12 protein-coding genes and 1 tRNA gene are annotated in these 17,664 nt (G+C 52.0%); 8 read left to right on the top strand and 5 right to left on the bottom strand.

Going from position 1 to position 17,664, the window contains the following annotated elements; all coding sequences use genetic code 11:
- Positions 1 to 164: 164 nt before the first annotated feature.
- From KDC22_RS01310 to KDC22_RS01285, 6 genes are all read left to right on the top strand, one after another.
- Positions 165 to 1,058 carry a carbohydrate ABC transporter permease gene (locus tag KDC22_RS01310; RefSeq protein WP_173135817.1) on the top strand — a complete coding sequence of 298 codons (894 nt, stop codon included), beginning with the start codon at positions 165 to 167 and terminating at the stop codon, positions 1,056 to 1,058.
- On the top strand, positions 1,055 to 1,933 hold the full coding sequence (locus KDC22_RS01305; protein WP_211721816.1) for a carbohydrate ABC transporter permease: 879 nt from the start codon (positions 1,055 to 1,057) through the stop codon (positions 1,931 to 1,933). Before KDC22_RS01310 ends, KDC22_RS01305 begins: the two co-directional genes overlap by 4 nt.
- Positions 1,934 to 1,974: 41 nt before the next feature.
- The gene (locus KDC22_RS01300; protein ID WP_211721815.1) at positions 1,975 to 3,363 is read left to right on the top strand and encodes an ABC transporter substrate-binding protein; all 1,389 of its coding nucleotides are present in this window, start codon (positions 1,975 to 1,977) and stop codon (positions 3,361 to 3,363) included.
- Between the two features lie 103 nt (positions 3,364 to 3,466).
- The gene (locus KDC22_RS01295; RefSeq protein WP_211721814.1) at positions 3,467 to 4,456 is read left to right on the top strand and encodes a LacI family DNA-binding transcriptional regulator; all 990 of its coding nucleotides are present in this window, start codon (positions 3,467 to 3,469) and stop codon (positions 4,454 to 4,456) included.
- Between the two features lie 125 nt (positions 4,457 to 4,581).
- On the top strand, positions 4,582 to 5,577 hold the full coding sequence (locus KDC22_RS01290; RefSeq protein ID WP_211721813.1) for an N-acetylglucosamine kinase: 996 nt from the start codon (positions 4,582 to 4,584) through the stop codon (positions 5,575 to 5,577).
- A 6-nt stretch (positions 5,578 to 5,583) separates the two neighbouring features.
- Positions 5,584 to 6,918: a 6-phospho-beta-glucosidase gene (locus KDC22_RS01285; RefSeq protein WP_211721812.1), complete on the top strand. Its 1,335-nt coding sequence runs from the start codon at positions 5,584 to 5,586 to the stop codon at positions 6,916 to 6,918.
- A gap of 69 nt (positions 6,919 to 6,987) precedes the next feature.
- On the opposite strand, the gene KDC22_RS01280 is transcribed toward KDC22_RS01285, so the two are convergent.
- Both KDC22_RS01280 and KDC22_RS01275 read right to left on the bottom strand, forming a co-directional pair.
- A complete protein-coding gene (locus KDC22_RS01280) occupies positions 6,988 to 7,716 on the bottom strand; it encodes a bZIP transcription factor (protein WP_246553219.1) in 729 nt (242 codons plus the stop codon).
- A 114-nt stretch (positions 7,717 to 7,830) separates the two neighbouring features.
- On the bottom strand, positions 7,831 to 8,646 hold the full coding sequence (locus KDC22_RS01275; protein WP_246553218.1) for an AraC family transcriptional regulator: 816 nt from the start codon (positions 8,644 to 8,646) through the stop codon (positions 7,831 to 7,833).
- Positions 8,647 to 8,774: 128 nt separating this feature from the next.
- Between KDC22_RS01275 and KDC22_RS01270 the strand changes: the two genes are divergently transcribed.
- Complete coding sequence (locus tag KDC22_RS01270) at positions 8,775 to 10,061, top strand: Gfo/Idh/MocA family protein (protein ID WP_211721811.1); 1,287 nt, start codon at positions 8,775 to 8,777, stop codon at positions 10,059 to 10,061.
- 420 nt (positions 10,062 to 10,481) lie between these two features.
- Here the strand turns inward: KDC22_RS01270 and KDC22_RS01265 are convergent.
- Positions 10,482 to 10,565: transfer RNA gene (locus KDC22_RS01265), tRNA-Leu, on the bottom strand.
- A 241-nt stretch (positions 10,566 to 10,806) separates the two neighbouring features.
- Here KDC22_RS01265 and KDC22_RS01260 point away from each other — a divergent pair.
- Positions 10,807 to 12,597, top strand: coding sequence for a helix-turn-helix domain-containing protein (locus KDC22_RS01260; protein WP_211721810.1), 1,791 nt, complete (start codon positions 10,807 to 10,809; stop codon positions 12,595 to 12,597).
- 123 nt (positions 12,598 to 12,720) lie between these two features.
- Here the strand turns inward: KDC22_RS01260 and KDC22_RS01255 are convergent, their stop codons facing one another.
- Both KDC22_RS01255 and KDC22_RS01250 read right to left on the bottom strand, forming a co-directional pair.
- A complete protein-coding gene (locus tag KDC22_RS01255) occupies positions 12,721 to 13,626 on the bottom strand; it encodes a helix-turn-helix domain-containing protein (protein WP_211721809.1) in 906 nt (301 codons plus the stop codon).
- A 126-nt stretch (positions 13,627 to 13,752) separates the two neighbouring features.
- Positions 13,753 to 17,529 (bottom strand): S-layer homology domain-containing protein, encoded by a 3,777-nt coding sequence (locus KDC22_RS01250; protein WP_211721808.1) that lies wholly within the window; start codon positions 17,527 to 17,529, stop codon positions 13,753 to 13,755.
- Positions 17,530 to 17,664: the final 135 nt, after the last annotated feature.

The raw sequence follows: 17,664 nt of genomic DNA, 5'->3' as shown, positions 1-17,664 counted from the left end.
ATTATTTCCGCTTCATCCACTATGATTATTCCAACGGGTCGGCATTAAAGTTAAAGCGGTTTAATTTTAGTTATTTTATCCTTTGTAAATTGGCATCTTATAACTTAAGTTTATTCACAAAGTTAAAGCGCTTATACTTTTTAGGAAGAAAGGCTGGTGTGTTTGTGATTAAAAGCGAGAGCCGGCGGCAGACGTTCTACCTGTATCTGTTCATTTCTCCATGGCTAATCGGCTTCCTTATCTTCGCCCTGTACCCTATCTTGTCTTCGCTGTACTACAGCTTCACCGATTATGACATTATCCATCCGCCCAAGTTCATCGGCCTCGCCAACTACACCGAGATGTTCCATAACGAGCTATTCTGGCGATCCGTGAAGGTCACCCTAAGGTATACCTTCATCAGTGTGCCGGTACAATTGCTGCTGGGCCTCGGCTTCGCTCTGCTGCTGCATCAGTCCCTCCCCTGGCGCGGCTTCTTCCGGACAGCGATGTATTTCCCGAGCATGGTCTCCGGCGTTGCAATGTCGCTCCTCTGGTACTGGATCTTCAACCCGCAGATCGGCCTCTTCAACTATATGCTCTCCTGGTTCGGCATCCACGGCCCGGCCTGGCTGATGAATCCCGATACGGCGCTGTACGCTCTGATTATCATGTCCTTCTGGACAGCGGGCTCCGGCATGATTCTCTTCCTTGCCGGCCTGCAGGGTGTCCCGGCCAGCCTGATCGAAGCGGCCAATCTGGACGGGGCAGGACGCTTCCGCATTTTCCTGAATATTACGCTGCCGATGATCTCACCCGTCCTGCTGTTCCAGCTGATTATGGGCCTGATTGATTCTTTCCAGGTATTCACGCAAGCCTTCGTCATGACTCAAGGGGGGCCTAATTACTCCACCTGGTTCTACGTCTATAATCTGTATACCAGTGCCTTCAAGGAATACCGGGCCGGCTATTCTTCTGCGCTCGCCTGGGTTCTGCTCATTGTCGTCATGCTGTTCACAGCCGTCATTATGAAGCTGTCCCGCCGTTATGTCCACTATGAAGGAGGCAGCCGCCGATGAGCACTGTTAAGGCAACTAGCCCGCTTGGACCGCCTTCCCGGCCCCGCCGGAGACTTGCTCCCGTTAAGATTGCCAGCTTCATCACACTGATCATTACAACCTTCCTTATGCTGCTGCCGCTGTTCTTCATGGTCTCTACCTCGCTGAAATCCAAACGGGAAATGCTGAAGTTTCCGCCGACCTTTCTGCCGGAGAGCTGGGCCTGGAGCAATTATACCGATATTTTCGAGACTCTCCAGTTCGGCACGCTCTACAAGAACAGCCTGATTATCGCCGGTCTCTCTGTCTTCGGCACCCTGCTCTCCTCCGCACTCGTCGCTTACGGATTCGCCAGGTACCGGGGACGCGGCAACAACTTCTGGTTCATCCTGCTGCTGAGCACGATGATGCTGCCTTATCCGGCCATTATGATTCCGCAGTTCGTCCTGTTCTCCAAAATGCAGTGGATTGACACCTTCCTGCCGCTGATTGTGCCCGCCTTCTTCGGCTCGGCGTATAACATCTTCCTGCTGCGGCAGTTCTTCTCTACGCTGCCCGAGGAATTGTTCGACGCCGGGCGGATGGACGGCTGCGGCGAGCTGCGGATGTGGCGGACCATCGCGCTTCCGCTGTCTGCGCCTGCACTGGCAACCGTTGCGATCTTTGCTTTTATCTACAGCTGGAATGATCTGCTGACACCCGTGCTCTACCTCAGCTCTTCGGACAAATTTACGCTTCCGGTCGGCATGGCCTCGCTCACCTCCTCACGGTTCCGCATTCCGCCGTGGCATCTGCTGATGGTCGCCTCTGTCCTGGCTATGGTCCCGATTGTCACCTTGTTCGCTATTGCGCAGAAGCAGTTCGTGGAAGGCATTGTACTGACAGGCATCAAGTAACCCCGGTCCAACAACACTTGAAATCATGGAGGGATTGAACAATGAACAAGATCGTGAACAGCAAGAGGTCGGCAATTCTGCTTACCACCGCCCTGGCGGCAATGGTAGCCGTATCGGGCTGCGGCGGCGGCAAATCAGCAGGCGATGTGGCAGCAGGAGACAGCGGTGCCGGGAATTCCGGCAGTTCCGGTGAACAAGTGACGATATCCTATTATACGATTGACTCGGAGGACCGGACTTTTGTCGAGAAGCTGATCCCTGACTTCGAGAAGGAGCATCCGAACATCAAGGTCAAGGTGGAGAAAGCACCCTACGAGCAGTTCGACAGCAAGCTGCAGACGCTGATTGCCGGCGGCAATTCCCCGGATGTTACGAGCCACTACGGGTACGGCGGCTTCGCCGAGTATTATAACAAAGACATGCTGCTGGATCTGACAGACCTCATTCAAGAAGACGGCTTCAAGCCGGAGGACTACCATATTCCTGACAATCTGATGAAAATCTATACCGTTAACGGCCATACCTACGGCATACCGGTCAATATGTATGTTACCTTGATGCTCTACAACAAGGATATGTTCGATGCCGCAGGGGTCTCCTATCCGCCAAGTGATTACGAGGATAAGAGCTGGACTTTTGAGCGGATGGTTGAGGATGCCAAGAAGATGACGCTGGTCTCGGATGACATAGCCAAAACGCAATACGGCGTAGACTTCACCTGGGCGGAGCGGGATATGCGTCCGCTGTACTTCGGGGCTGAACCCTATTCTGAGGATACCTGGACCAACGGCGGCGTTCCTTCCGAGACCCGTTTCGACTCCCCTGAGGTCATTGCCGCTTATCAGAAGCTGTTCGATCTTGTCTTCAAGGATAAGGTGTCCCCGACTTCCGAATGGAGTAAAAGCGTGGCCGGACAGAACGGCGATCCGTTCGTCGCAGGCAAGATCGGCATGTCGATCGGCGGCTCCTGGAATCTCGCCGGGGCCAATGACTTCCCGTTCAAGATCGGCGTAGCTGCAGTTCCGTGGGGCGGCAATGACAAGGTGCGCAGCACGCTGTTCGTTGACCCGCTGCTGATTCTGAAGGATTCGAAGCATCCGAAGGAAGCTTTTGAATGGATCAAATATCTGATGACCACCGAAGTCCAGGAGAAGTCCATCGAGCTGAGCGGCGGCAATCCGCCGGTCAATACCGAAGCTGCTGAGGTCTATTACAAGCATTTTGACGGGATTGATCCGGGGGATGTGAAGAAGGTCTACGAAGGCGCGGTCAAATACGGCTACGAATCCTACAACCATCTGATCACTAACTACTCGCAGATCAACGATATGTTCATCAATGAGCTGCAGCCTGTAGAGACCGGACACAAGACGCTGGAAGAGGTTATGCCAATAATTCAGAAGAAGGTCACGGAGATTATCGCAAGATAGGGCGGCACCGGCAGCCTTGGCAATGATACGTTTAGCGGAACTCCGGTGCGCCCTGTATACTGAGAATATAGCACCGGAAAATCCGCCGCAAGGAGCGCTTAAGATGAAAGTGAGTATTTTTGATGTAGCCAAAAAATCAGGGCTGTCCGTGGTCACCGTATCGCGGGTATTAAACGGTGCCGGGACCGTGCGGGAGAACAACCGCCAGAAGGTGCTGGATGCGATCAAGGAGCTGGATTACCGCCCGAATGCGGCTGCACGCAGCCTGGCCAGCGGCAAGACCGGCATCATCGGGCTGATTGTAACAACACTCCAGGATTCCTTCTTCGATGCCGTGGTCAAGGAGCTGAATGAGACGCTGGCCCTGCACGGATATTTCCTGGCGATCTCTATATCGACGGGCATCGGCTCTGACGAGAACCACTATCTGATTCAGGAAGACCGCGTAGACGGGCTTATCCTGCTCTCACCAATGAAAGAGGACAATTATATTGTCGAGCTGAAGCGGCGGGGCATCCCTTATGTGCTGATCGACAATCAGCTGCCGGAGAATGACACCTACTCGGTCACCATCGACAACTTCAAGGGCGGTTATGCCGCAGCCAGCCACCTCCTGGAGCTGGGGCATACCTCCATCGCCCATCTCTGCGGGAATGAGATGTTCCGCAGTACACGGGAACGGCGTGCGGGCTTCCTGCAGGCATTGCAGGAGCGGGGCATCCTCCCGTTCGAAATCGTTCCCGGCGACTTCGAGATCGGCATGGGCTACGGCACCGCGAAGCGCTGGCTGCAGGAGGGCAAGCTGCCTGCGGCCGTATTCGCCGGAGATGACAATATTGCCCTTGGGGTCATTAACGCCCTGATGGAAGCCGGAGTCCGGGTGCCTGAGGAAGTGGCGGTCGTCGGCTACGACGACCATTATATCGCTTCCCAGCTCCGCCCGCATCTGACCACCCTGCGCCAGCCTGCAGACAAGATCGGAGTGGCCGCCGCCGACATGCTGCTGCGCCGGATCAGCGGAGAGATGAAGCGCGGCTCCAATATCCGGATCGATCCGGAGCTGATCGTGCGGGAATCGACGCATTCAGGGTAGCATAGTTTGCGAAGTGAGAATCAAAGAAGATTAGGCTATCAAACTTTGCGTATGCTTTCGGAGCGAGTTTTGTACGATGAGATTTCAATGAAGCACTGCTCACAAAACTTTAGGAGTGACGAACATTGGCTTACTATTTGGGGATCGACGGGGGAGGCAGCAAGACCTACGCCCTGCTGAGCGATGAACACGGCCGTATTCTCGGCAAGGGCAGGAGCGGCAACGGCAATCACCAGACCGGCGCGAAGCGCGCAGCGGAGAGTATCCGCGAAGCAGCCTTCGGTGCCCTGGCTGAAGCCGGGCTCCGGCTGGATCAGATCCGGCATACCTTCCTGGGGCTGGCCGGTGCTGACCGCGCGGCGGATTACGACATCCTCCATCCGATGATCCGCGGCATTGGACTCACAGAATATACGATCAGCGGCGATCCGATGATCAGCCTGCGCGCCGGAACGGACCGCCCCTACGGCGTAGCCCTGATCTGCGGCACCGGAACCAATGCTGCGGGGCGCAGCCCCCAGGGGCAGCACTTCCAGTGCGGCGGCTTCGATTATATGTACGGTGATTTCGGCGGAGGAGGCGCGCTGAATATCGAGGTCTTCCGCACAGTTATCCGCGCCTGGGACGGCCGGGAGCAGTCAACACTGCTTACTGCACCGCTCTTGAAGCTGCTCGGCTACGGGCAGGTAGAAGACATGTACAATGATTACCTGGATCACGGCAAGCAGGTGCCGCTGGATGCCGCCCGTCTGCTCTTCCCGGCGGCGTCTGAAGGCGATGCTGCAGCGCTGGCGATCCTGAACCGGCAGGGCGTCGAGCTAGGCAAGGCTGCGGCGGCTGTAATCCATAGGCTCGGTATGGAGAACGACCGCTTCGATGTAGTATTGGCGGGAAGCCTGCTGACCCGGGGGGACCGCGGCTGGATTCGCGGCCCGATTGAGCAGGCTGTACGCGCAGCGGCACCGAATGCGGCTGTAGTCACCTTATCTACCGAACCCGTTGTCGGTGCGCTCTGGTCGGCACTGGAGAGTGACGGTATCCCGGTAAGCAATGAAGTCTATGATACAATGCGTACCTATCAGGAGTTCGAACTTATTCCCATAACCCTAAGACAGGAGTGATTCATCTTGGCAGCGAATCAAGGTCTCAAGATTGCCGTGATCGGCGGGGGTTCTTCTTATACCCCCGAACTGGTAGAAGGCTTCATTCTGCATTACAGCGAGCTCCCGGTCCGCGAGCTGTGGCTCGTAGATATTGAGGCGGGCCTGCATAAGCTCAATATCGTGGGGGCTCTGGCTAAGCGGATGGTTCAGAAATCCGGTCTTCCTATAGAGGTCCACCTCACCACCGACCGGCGCGAAGCCATTGCCGGTGCGGACTTCGTCAGCACCCAGATTCGTGTCGGGATGCTGGATGCCCGCGCCCGCGACGAGTCGATTCCGCTGAAATACGGCGTGATCGGCCAGGAGACAACCGGTCCCGGAGGAATGCTGAAGGCGCTGCGCACCATCCCCGTCATCCTTGGCATCTGCCGGGATATCGAGGAGCTGGCACCGGATGCCTGGCTGCTTAACTTCACCAATCCGGCGGGCATGGTCACCGAAGCGGTGCTGAGATATTCCAAGGTGAAGAGCATTGGTCTATGCAATGCCCCGATTGGGCTGATCAAGCAGGTATCGGCCACATACAATACCGGCCCTGACCGGATCTATGCCGAGTTCGTCGGCCTTAACCATCTGCACTGGATCACCCGGATTGATGTGGAGGGGGAAGATAAGCTGGAGGACATGCTGGCTGATACCGCAGGTTACAGCGCGAAGAATATGCCGGCACGCGAGTGGAATCCTGAATTTCTGCAATCGCTGCACGCCTTGCCTTCGTATTATTTGAAGTATTTCTACATGACCGATGCGATGCTCGCAGAGCAGCAGGCTGCAGCCGCACAAGGCGAGAACCGCGCCGAAGTCGTCAAGCGTGTGGAGGAAGAGCTGTTTGAAATCTACGGCAACCTGGAGCTGGACGAGAAGCCGAAGCAGCTGGAGCAGCGCGGCGGAGCCTTTTATTCGGAAGCCGCAGTGAACCTGATGCGCTCCCTGCACAACGGCACGAACGACATTCAGACGCTGAATGTGGCGAACCGGGGCATTCTGAGCTTCCTCCCGGACGATGCCAGCATCGAGGTGAATTGTGTCGTCACCAGGACTGGCCCCCTTCCCCTGCCGCTGACCAGGATTCCGCCGATGGCCACCGGGCTGATCCATGCTGTCAAAACCTACGAACAGCTCGCCATCGACGCCGCTGTCACCGGAGACCGCAGCCTGGCTATTCAAGCCTTGGCCCACCATCCGCTTGTCCCTTCTGTAGAAGTGGCCATCGCCATGCTGGATGAGATGCTGGAGGCGAATAAGGAGTATCTGCCGGCCTTTTTCGGGCAAGCAGCTGCCCCCGTAGCTAATATATAGACGCGATTCGACAAAAAAAGCCTGTGCTGACCGCAGATCATAACTTGCGGCCGGCACAGGCTGTATTATTTATTGGACAATCGTATAGCGGTAGGTCTCGCCTTCAATCTTGAAATCGGCATAGAGCGGCTTGCCGCTGGACTTCACTTCGTCAGGAATCTCAGCCAGGAAGACCAGGGTACCGTTCTTAAGCGGTTCAATCTCGGAAATGCTGGTATACGTGAAGTCTTCACCGCCGTTCTCCTCCATGGTAGCGAAGGTTCCATATTCATATTTGTTGTCGTAGGTAACCTCTACATCCGCTACCTTATCTGCATCCATGGCTTCGCCCTTCAGGTTCTTCACTTTTAGGGTGATCGCCAGATAGATGGTGCCCGGCTCCTTGGCTTCATAGTAGGTGTGGAATGATCCCGGGTTGGACGGACTGACCTTCTTGCCAAAAGAGGTCTTAGTAATCGTATATTCACCGGTCCCCTCAATCACCAGCGGCGTGCTTTTTACGATCACCTTCTGGTCATTCCCGGGATCAGCCGCCACAGTGGTGGCCTCTTCGCTTGCCGGTTCCTGCGGCTCTGCCGCTTCTGTATTCCCGGATGCCCCCTCAGGCTTCTTCAACGCCGCCTTCAGACTGTCATTCTCTTCCTTCAGGAACTTGTTCTCTTGCTGCAGCTTGCCCATCTCTGTCTTCAGCTTCTCCGTGTTGTCTCCGTTAGAGCCTGAATTGCCCGAAGAGCATCCGGCCACCGATACCGCCAGCATGGCAGCAGCTAACCACATACCGCCTGTTTTTACCTTCATAAGACACCCCAATATTTGTATTTAACCCTCTATATTATAAGACAAGCCCCCTCGATTGAGGATAGAAAAATATGTCGAATTAACATACACTTTCAAAATAATCCCATACTCCACTTACTCTCTATGCTGCTTGCGGTACTGCAGCGGAGAACGTCCGGTAATCCCCTTGAACAACCGCCCGAAATGGGCGACGCTCTCGAAGCCTGTCTCGGCGGCGACCCGGGTCATCGGCCAATCCGTCTGCGTCAGCAGCGTCTTCGTCTCGCGGATGCGGACATAATTCAGGTACTCGATAATCGTGAACCCCGTCGTCTGCTTGAAGATCCGGCACAGATACGTGGAGCTGATGAAGAACTGCTCGGCAATTCCACCAAGGCTCAGCTTCTCCCCGTAGTGGGTATCCAGATATTCAATAATGCCGTACACCCGGCGCTGTCCCTCGCTCTGTTCGGGGGAGACCAGCGCAGGCTTCGCCTTGCGTATCCGTTCCAGTTGAATCAGCAGTTGCAGCAGCAGCGTCCTTGTATATTCAGCGCCCCACAGCTTGTCCTCCTTCTGTTCTCCCAGCATGGCCTGGAGCAGATCGGCGATCCTTCCCTGTTCATGCGCCGTAGGCCGCAGCAGGAAGCTCTCTCCCCCGAACACATTCATCCATCCCGGGCCGGGAGCCACCGGCGCAACATAGGAATCGTCGAAGCTCACCAGGACCCGCTCATGCGGCTGATGGTTACCGCCCGCTGTGCGGTGCAGATGGTTTTTGTTAATAAAGACGAGGTCACCGGCCTCCAGCGCATACATGCGGTTGCGGATATAGTAATGCCGTTCCCCGGACAGCAGGTAGTAAATTTCATAGAAATCATGGAAATGGTCGATGTCCATATTGAATGGCCCTTTGCGCTTCAACTGCTCAATCTGGAATATAGGTTCCACCCTACCACCACGCCCCTTGCCAGGATAATATACGCACACTTTGGAGAGAAATTAACTAAATACCGTTCACTTTCTGCATTTCCTATACTATAAAATAGAATCAAATCCAAGTAAATGGAGTGATCCCCTTGTCCAAAAAGAAATATGCACTCGTCGGCACCGGTGGCCGGGCTGAATTTTTCTATGGCGCTCTTGTTACCGTTTACAATGAAACGTCCGAGCTGGTGGCCTTCTGTGATGTGAATCAGACGCGGATGAATTTCGCTAATCATATGCTTACCGGCAAATACAATTACCATGAGGTGCCTACCTACAAAGCCGAGGATTTCGACCGCATGATCACCGAGACCCGGCCCGACTTCGTGCTGGTGACTACGATTGACCGTACCCACCACAAGTATATTATCCGCGCAATGGAGCTGGGCTGTGATGTTATTTCCGAGAAGCCGATGACCATCGACGAGGAGAAATGCCAGGAGATCTTCGACGCTATTGAGCGTACCGGCAAGAATCTACGAGTAACTTTCAACTATCGCTATGCGCCGCATAATACGAAGATCCGCGAGGTCATTATGGACGGCGTGCTGGGTGAGATCCTGTCCGTCAACTTCGAATGGCTGCTGAATACCCAGCATGGAGCAGATTACTTCCGCAGATGGCACCGTGACAAGCGGAACAGCGGCGGCCTTTTGGTGCACAAATCGACGCATCACTTCGACCTGATGAACTTCTGGCTGGCTTCGCAGCCGGATACAGTGTTCGCCATGGGCGATCTGCGCTTCTACGGCAGGGAGAATGCCGAGAAGCGCGGCATCACGGAGTTCTACCAGCGTGCCTACGGCAGCAAGACTGCCGAGAACGATCCCTTCGCGCTCCATCTGGACCGCAATGAACACCTGAAGAGCATGTACCTGGATGCCGAGCATGAAGACGGGTATCAGCGCGACCAGAGTGTGTTCGGGGACAATATCAGCATCGAAGACACCATGAGCGTAATGGTCAAATATAAGAATAAGACCGTCATGAACTATTCGCTTAACGCCTATATGCCGTGGGAAGGCTTCATCATCGTCTTCAATGGCACGCAGGGGCGCATGGAGGTCCGCATCACCGAGCAATCCTATGTCAATTCGGGCGGAAGCAAAGAAAGCGAGGGCGCACTGCAAGGCGTCAGCATGATGATCTACCCGCACTTCAAGGAGCCTTACCGCGTCGAGTTCGAGAGCAGCAGCGGCGGACATGGCGGCGGTGATCCGGTGCTGCTCAGCGATATTTTTGACAAAAAGCAGGAAGACCGCTTCAATCGTGCAGCCTCGCACAAGGACGGCGCCCTGTCGATCATGACCGGCATCGCCGCCAACCGCTCCATGAAGACCGGCCTGCCCGTGAAGGTAGACGAACTCTGGAAGGGGTAGTCAGGCGTCTTGCCTTCCCCCTTGGCAGAGAGTACACAGAAGAACCCCTTACCCACTTGAGTGTGGGGAGGGGTTCTTCTTCATTGTAGCTGGTGTATGACGCATCTCTTTCGTGTGTTGCGGTGAACCTGCGCGCATTACCGAACAATATCATAGTTAGCAATTGGATAAACGTATCTTAATTCGGATGTTTTGCTGCCTTTAAGAATATTAATTGGAAAAACGTTATTTAATTTCATGCATTCCCTCTACTCTGATTGATTTGCAGTCGATTAAGTGCTGTTATTCCAATTGCTGCCTGGAAAAGACTGCTCCGGGCTTAAGCAAGTGGAGGATTTCCAACTAACTCCGGGCAAAAGCTTATAAAAAAAAGCTCTTCAGTTAGAAGAGCTTTCGCTTGCATCAAGTGTAAAACCTGTATGCGGTCAAGAGGACTCGAACCTCCACGATATTGCTATCACTGGCACCTGAAGCCAGCGCGTCTGCCAATTCCGCCATGACCGCAAAGAAAATATATAATGCAACGCAAGAAGTAATATATCACGAATCTTTCGGAAGAACAAGAGTTTTTTTATTTTTTTGTGCTAAGAAAGAATGTAGAAGCATGGGGGCTAAGTAGCATAGCGTATCAACCTGTAGTTGTTTGTTCTATGCCCCCTACCCTACTCCAGTAAATGGTTATTTCGCATGCATGGAATATAATAGACTTACGACGTCGGAATTCATTATGGGAGTTGGACTAAGCATGATCAGTAGCGACAAAGTGGGTAAACGGATTTCCTCTCTCCGGAAAGCTAAAGGCTTATCCCAGGAACAATTAGCAGAACAGCTCCATGTCAGCGCTCAGGCGATATCCAAATGGGAGACCGGCAAGTCCCTGCCGGAGACAGCGACTCTCCCGCTCCTCTCCACTGCATTAAACCATCCGATTGACAGCATTCTGCTGCCCCAGGAGCTTGTGGTGCTCTCAGCAATCTGCACAGACGGTCAGCAAGAGCTGGATGTTACCCATCTGGTGAATCAGTTTGTTGCCTCAGACCGCTTAAGCTTAGTCGCCGGGGAGCCCCTCTTCCCCCACTCGTGGACGGACGGCCGCCTGAAGCTGCTGCTCGTTACGTATGAGACACCTGCTGGCATTTATTCGACTTATGTGCTGAAGGACCAGTTACTTACGATAGACGTCCATTCGGACGGTTATACCTCCGGCGGCAATGAGCTGCAGATTATTGCGGCAAATTACGGTAACGAACAGGCCAACCGCAGCGTTACCGCCAAAATGAAGCATTATGAGCATTTTCGATGGACTCATTTCACCGCCTCACATGAGCTATTTCCCAGTCTGATCAATAGTGAAGGCAATGACTACCTGCTATTAGTCTACCTGAATGCAGAAGGCATTCATGCCGTAAGCTGTGCAGAAGGCGAACAGATTCACTACAGTCCAGACCGAAGCTGTCTCTACCGGATTAATTCCTCTCAGCAGCAATGCATTCTGGAAGGAACCCCGCGGCTGGCCTTCGGCCGGAATCAGGATTGCTCCTGGGCAGGGGCGATGGCTCTTTCCCTTGCAGCCAGAGGAATAGAGACAAGTTATGATCAGGTGATGGGTTATTCAGGAGCCTGCTGGAGAGTGGCTTTTGAACCGGTGTGGGATTACAGCTCTGCGGATGCCTTGGTCGTCTATGACTATTCCATACCAGTCTGTAAGGCTTATGGAATAAGCGCCAGCCGGGCTAACTGGCTGGACCCGCAGCAGCGCGCAGCCGAGAAGCTGGCAATTCTGGAGGATATCCGCCAAGGCAGACTGCCAATTGCGATTAACCTTAGGGTGGCGCCGGAGTGGGGAGTCATCACGGGATATCTGGAGGGGGGAAATGTGCTGCTGTGCCGCAGTTATTTTGACGATGAGACCTTCGGCAAGCTTGAAGCTGACCCTGAGCTCCAGGCGCATATGAAGGTAAGCAAAGGGCACCTCTATGTGGACCATTGGCCTTATCGGATAATCCGCCTTGGCGATCAGACTGAGGCTCCATCTACGCTGGAGAATCTGTACGCTTCACTCCGTATTAAGCTGGCATCCATGCAAAGTGAGGCCGCAGCCAACAGTTCTTATGCATCAGGCTACAAAGCGCTGGAGATGTGGGCAGCGGGACTGCTGGACTATCATTGGTACGCCGCAGCAGACGAGGAGGCCTTCAGCCGCAGGTTATCCGTCAATCACTTCTGCATGATGGCACTGACAGATGCCCGCCGGAGTGCCGCGGCTTATTTGCATGAATCCCTGCCGCTGGTGCATGACCCGCGCCAACAGGCTGCCTTGTCTGAGATGGCTGAGCTGTATGGGGAAATGGCTGAGCTGCTGGAAACCTGTTATGAGGAGTTGCCCGACCCTGCTGTCATTAAGAAGACAGGTACTTCACCCAGTCACAGCTGGACGACCCGGCAGCGTGAGCAGCAGACAGAGCTGCTGGCGATGGTCGCTTCGCTGGAGTATCAGGGAGATACTCTTGCACAAACGGTGCTGAGCCTAACTTAATAGAGCATTGTTGTTCAACGGCTCTAGTGCCGGGTTTCGCCTTACGGAGCTTTCTTGTGCAACATGCAGCAGCTTAAGCAGAAGCGCTGGACGCTTTTGCTTAAGCCAGCCTGCTGTCTGAAGTTAGTCTAATTTACGGACCGGCCGCAGCACCGCATACCCATAACCCTCGGGGAAATGCCGCTGATAATCCTGCTTATCCTCCTCATCCCACACATAGCCCATAACCGCGGGATCATAATTCCAGGCCACTTCCTCCACAATCTGCATCACCTGACCATTATCCTGCAAGTAATCAAAGGGCGGGTGGAAAAAGACCAGATATTCAGATTCCTGAATATCCCAACATTCCATACCCTCCGGAACCGCCCCGTCGTAATCAGCCGCGACAAGGATACCATACAGGTAGCCTTTGCGCCCGTCCTGATAGAACCAGCCTGCCGTCTGGCCCAGTTGCCCGGGCAGCGTATAATGCGACATGCTCTCCAGAGTTCCGGAGACCTCATCGCAGTCATGCCCATTCTTCCAGAATCCTCCGTAATTGTTAGAGCCGATATCTCGGATGCCGATAAACTTATGCGCCGGTATCAACTCAAGCTTAATCTCCGCTTCCTGCAAATGCACCTGTCTCATTCTATCCCGCTCCCTGATCAGATAATGATAAGGAGAGAACACCTCGGCACGAATAGCCAGCGGAATCGGCTGCGGGGCTTTGCGGTAAGCATGGGGAGTAAGCCTGAAGGCTCTGAGAAAAGCCCGCGAGAACGCTTCCTGCGAGGAAAAACCGAACTTCACGGCAATATCCAGAATGCGCGTATTCGTGTCCCTAAGCTCCAGAGCCGCCCGGCCAATTCTGCGCTGCCAGACATAATCCCGTAGCGTTATCCCGGTCAGCGCATGAAACTGCCTAGTGCAGTAATACGGCGAATACCCCAGCTGCTCAGACATCTCCAGCAACGTTGGCGAAGCCGCAAGATCCTCTTCCACCCAGTCAATCATGCGCTGGACCATCTCATTCCATTCGTACATTGTTGTTCTCCTCCTTTCATTACTGATCTTAGCAGAGGCCTAGAGAGTAGATATGACTTGAGTTGCACTGTGTAAACGGTCGATTAAAAAGGACACCCGCAGGTGTCCTTTTTGATTCTATTTGATCTAATTTACTGTAAATGTTAATAACTCACTGGCTTCCTTATAGCCCTCTTTGGCAAACATTCTAATAATCTGTCCAGATATAAGGGGATGGAAATATGTCTTAAAGGAGAATGAACCGTCACTTTGCACGCTCTCTGAATCATAGACTTCATTATTCTCATTCATTAAAAAGATTGTTGTATAGACACCATTACTCTTCACGGCTCCAGAGTATGTTCCTTGAATTGTTGCGTCTCCTGCATTGACAATACCAGCCACTACAGGTGTATCGGCTTTAGTGGAGGGTTCTATTGTAATGTATAAAGGGTCGCTTGGCAGCTTTCCTTCTTCAGTGGCAATAACATAGATCCGATCCCCGCCATGCAAATAAGTAGACCATATCCCAGATTGCCAATATCCTGTGTTCTTGTCTGAATAGGATCCTACATAGACTGGACGGCCATTTTCGTAAAATACCTCAATGACGGTACTTTTAGCAGCACTACCATTTAACTGTGTTGTATACCCATACACTATATTGTTATTTAGTATAGGTTGGCTAGACTTATCTGTAAGTTCCACCGCCGTAACTTCAACAGCATCACTTATTAGCTTCCCTCTGGCATCAGCTCTAATGATCAGCTTATCACCAGGAAGTACAAGACGATTAGGAAAAGATGGCATATACATATAGAATTCTCCCTGACTGTTTGCTTGAGACTCATGAAGCAGGGTACCATCATCAAAATATAAATAGACTTTAGCAAAAGGCTCTGCTATTCCATTAAATGTGGTTTCATTATATGCATAAACTGAAGATGTAACTCTTGGCACAGAAGTCGCTACGGTTGGAGCTATTACCGTGAAGATGAAGGGCTTACTCTCTTTTAGTAATGGTGCTTCCGCTGTAATTTGGTATTGTGTATCACCAGTGAGTTTCACATTCCAAAATAGAGCTGTACCATTAAACGTGGAAACACTATCAATAACTTCACCATTCATATCTTTGAGAGTTACGTTTATATCATACTTATACTGTACAAAAGCTCTAAACTCCGTATCATCACTATACACCACACCAACCACTGTAGGAGTAGGTGTAACTGGTCTGCTGACTACTACGACCGGAACAGGCTTACTAATGAGTTTCTCATAGCCCTTGGCGGTAATATATAGAGTCTCCCCTACAACAGGACGCGGATTTAAAGGGACCGAATATTTTAAATCGTGTCCTTGATAGCTGATCTTTTCCTCGCCGAGAATAGTTCCGTCTGCACGTTTAACAACAATGGTGGATTCTCCTTCAGCCGTGCCGTAGATTGCCCAATCATTCTCGTAGACAGTTTCCGTTACAACCGGTGTTGCTGTTACAGCAGTAGGTACTATGACAGTAACGGAGGAAGGCTCGCTTTTTCTTTTACCTTGCGCCTGAGCATAAACCTTCAGCTTTTCACCGGCAGGTAAGGGCACGGTATTCCACAAGAAGATGTCAAACATATTGCCATAGCTACTAGATTTCCCAACAATCGTTCCATCTTCCCGGGTTATTGTAATTTCTGCGGATGAATCTTCTATAGTACCTTTAATTCTTCTAGTATCCTCGTACACCACGCTAGTCACTACAGGCGCCTTAGTCTGCGGTCGTTCAACTACTTTTACCTCAAACCGCTGACTGGTCCAGCCGCGATCCGTGTATAGAGTCACAAAAAGTTTATCATTTTCCTTCAGCTGCAAGTTAGGATTGTAATAATATAAATTAACGTCAAAGAACATATCGTATTTACCGACAGGAGTGTTAAGTTGCTTCCCGTTCTCAAGTTCGATCTTAACATTGAAGGGCACACCCAAACTTTGGACACTGCCTCTAATATAGGCCATATCTGTATAAGTGATTGGATCAACCTTAGCTTCAGGCAGCTTCTGTATAACTGTGAGGTCTGGCAGAACCAGATTTTCGCCTGATTTTACAGTAAATTCATCTGTATAATAAGTGTACGGCGAGATAGGGATAAGTACAACATAAGTCCCCGGCACCACATTATCAAAAGCAAACTCGCCGCCCTTAGCAACGATAGCCATAAAAGACCCCTGTGTATCCTTTGCTCCTCTTAGATAGATATGAAGGTTGTAAGCAGGAAGCGGCTTATTCTCCGTATAAGGTTGAACAAACAAACGTCCAGTTACGCTTACGTTAGCTTTAGGCACAGTAATTGCTTCAGATAATACAGGACTTTTACCTTTATACGACAAGGAGTATACCGCCAGTTGCTCAGCCTCGCTATTCGCTATCGAAGGAATTGTAAGTTGAACTGTTGCTTTATTATCAAGCAGCGTAACGAGAGTAACCTCTACCTTATGAAACTCGCCACGATTAACCTGTTCGAGAACTGCGAAATCAGCAGCATCTGGTATGCTGTCCAGGTTCCGGTTAAATTGGACTTCTACCATGCCGTTTGCAGCAGTAATTCCGGTTACAGATAGTGCCGGTACAGGTGTAGACCCGTTCCCACCACCAGTACCAGGATCTGGTGTACCGCCGCCACTACCGCCGCCTGTGCCAGGGTCAGAGGAGCCTCCACCCCCGCCGCCAGACGCAGGTGCAACAGGCTGTTGTTCTTTTGGCAGCTTAGGGTCCGGTACGCCTTCCGACAATACAATGCCTTTGACTTGGCCTTCGCCGGAAATCTTCAGCTTACTCTTCATTTCCAGCTGATCAATAACAACATTCTTGCTGAAATTCAGGGTAGGAATCACCAAGTTCTCTTTAATCACCAAGTTAGCTATTCTACCCGAACGAACATTGAACTCTTTGAGGCTGCCGCCTACAGAAACCTTCTTAAAGTCTCCGGCAAGCACCACTGTGCGCTCTGATGAAGATGTCTGGGCATCAGGAAGCACGGTTACATTCACAAAACCATCGCCGGAAAGATCCTTCTCCTCAATAACCGCGCTGGATAGAATCTGTACATCTTGGACAACGCTTGTACCCTCAGCCACAACTCTCACCGCATGATTCAGCCTATTCACAGATACTGTGTTTAGTTTGCTGTTCTGGATATGAATACTGTTGCTGCCTCCGCCTTCAATACGTGTTACACCGTCTACTTGAACTTGTTCCAGGAAGGCATCCCCCTCTGCAACCTCTTTGGAAATGACCAGGTCACCCAGGATATGCATATTTCGGAGTGTGACATTAGAAGACAGAATTCTCACATCACCACGCACCTTGCTTACCGCTGCCTCCCCGAAGGTACCGGCCTGATCATAAACTACTGTACTCTGAGCCTGCGCCTTCTGAATGACCACCACTGCCTCGGCACGGGTCATATTGCGCTGCGGTTGGAAGGCTCCATCCGAATTCTTGCTCATGATCCCCTGATCCAAAAGATACTGAGCGGCGGGTTTGCTCCAGACAGGGATAAGATTCGCGTCCTGTGCAGAGACGGAGGCCGTTGCCCCTTTACTGTCAAAGCCTAATATTCTGGATATGATAACTGCAGTTTCCTGTCTTGTGATTGGCTTGTCAGGACGGAAGGTATTGTCGCTGAAGCCGCTGATATATCCTTGAGCGGTAGCCTTCTGCACTTCTATGTACGCAAAATTCGCCGGCTTCAGATCCTTAAAGCTGATAGCCTTTGTATCCGAATACTTAAACGCTCTGTTCACAAGAGCTACAAATTCACCTCTGGATATTTCAGCCCCTGGCCGGAAAGTATGATCGGGATAGCCGGTAATGAGTCCTTGATCCAGCCACTGCTGAATATCGGATTCCGCCCAGTGTCCTTTGATGTCTGCCATTTGCCCGGCATCGGCGTAACTCCGTGTAAAGGGTAGAAGAACAAATAATAAGACAATGAAGCAAGTATTTCTTAATGAACGATGGATAGCCAAGAGATTAGGTCACTCCCCAATAGAATTAGAACCGGGACTAAA

This window comes from Paenibacillus tritici (assembly GCF_018207515.1).
Classification (GTDB): domain Bacteria; phylum Bacillota; class Bacilli; order Paenibacillales; family Paenibacillaceae; genus Paenibacillus_AQ; species Paenibacillus_AQ tritici.
The sequence above is the reverse complement of the archived record's forward strand: the minus strand, read 5'-3'. Positions and strand labels throughout refer to the sequence as shown.

Excerpts from the sequence above, each read along its gene's own strand:
- KDC22_RS01300 (WP_211721815.1), top strand. The coding sequence starts at position 1,975 with ATGAACAAGATCGTGAACAGCAAGAGGTCGGCAATTCTGCTTACCACC.
- KDC22_RS01260 (WP_211721810.1), top strand. The coding sequence starts at position 10,807 with ATGATCAGTAGCGACAAAGTGGGTAAACGGATTTCCTCTCTCCGGAAA.
- KDC22_RS01305 (WP_211721816.1), top strand. The coding sequence starts at position 1,055 with ATGAGCACTGTTAAGGCAACTAGCCCGCTTGGACCGCCTTCCCGGCCC.
- KDC22_RS01255 (WP_211721809.1), bottom strand. The coding sequence starts at position 13,626 with ATGTACGAATGGAATGAGATGGTCCAGCGCATGATTGACTGGGTGGAA.
- KDC22_RS01295 (WP_211721814.1), top strand. The coding sequence starts at position 3,467 with ATGAAAGTGAGTATTTTTGATGTAGCCAAAAAATCAGGGCTGTCCGTG.
- KDC22_RS01280 (WP_246553219.1), bottom strand. The coding sequence starts at position 7,716 with ATGAAGGTAAAAACAGGCGGTATGTGGTTAGCTGCTGCCATGCTGGCG.
- KDC22_RS01250 (WP_211721808.1), bottom strand. The coding sequence starts at position 17,529 with ATGGCAGACATCAAAGGACACTGGGCGGAATCCGATATTCAGCAGTGG.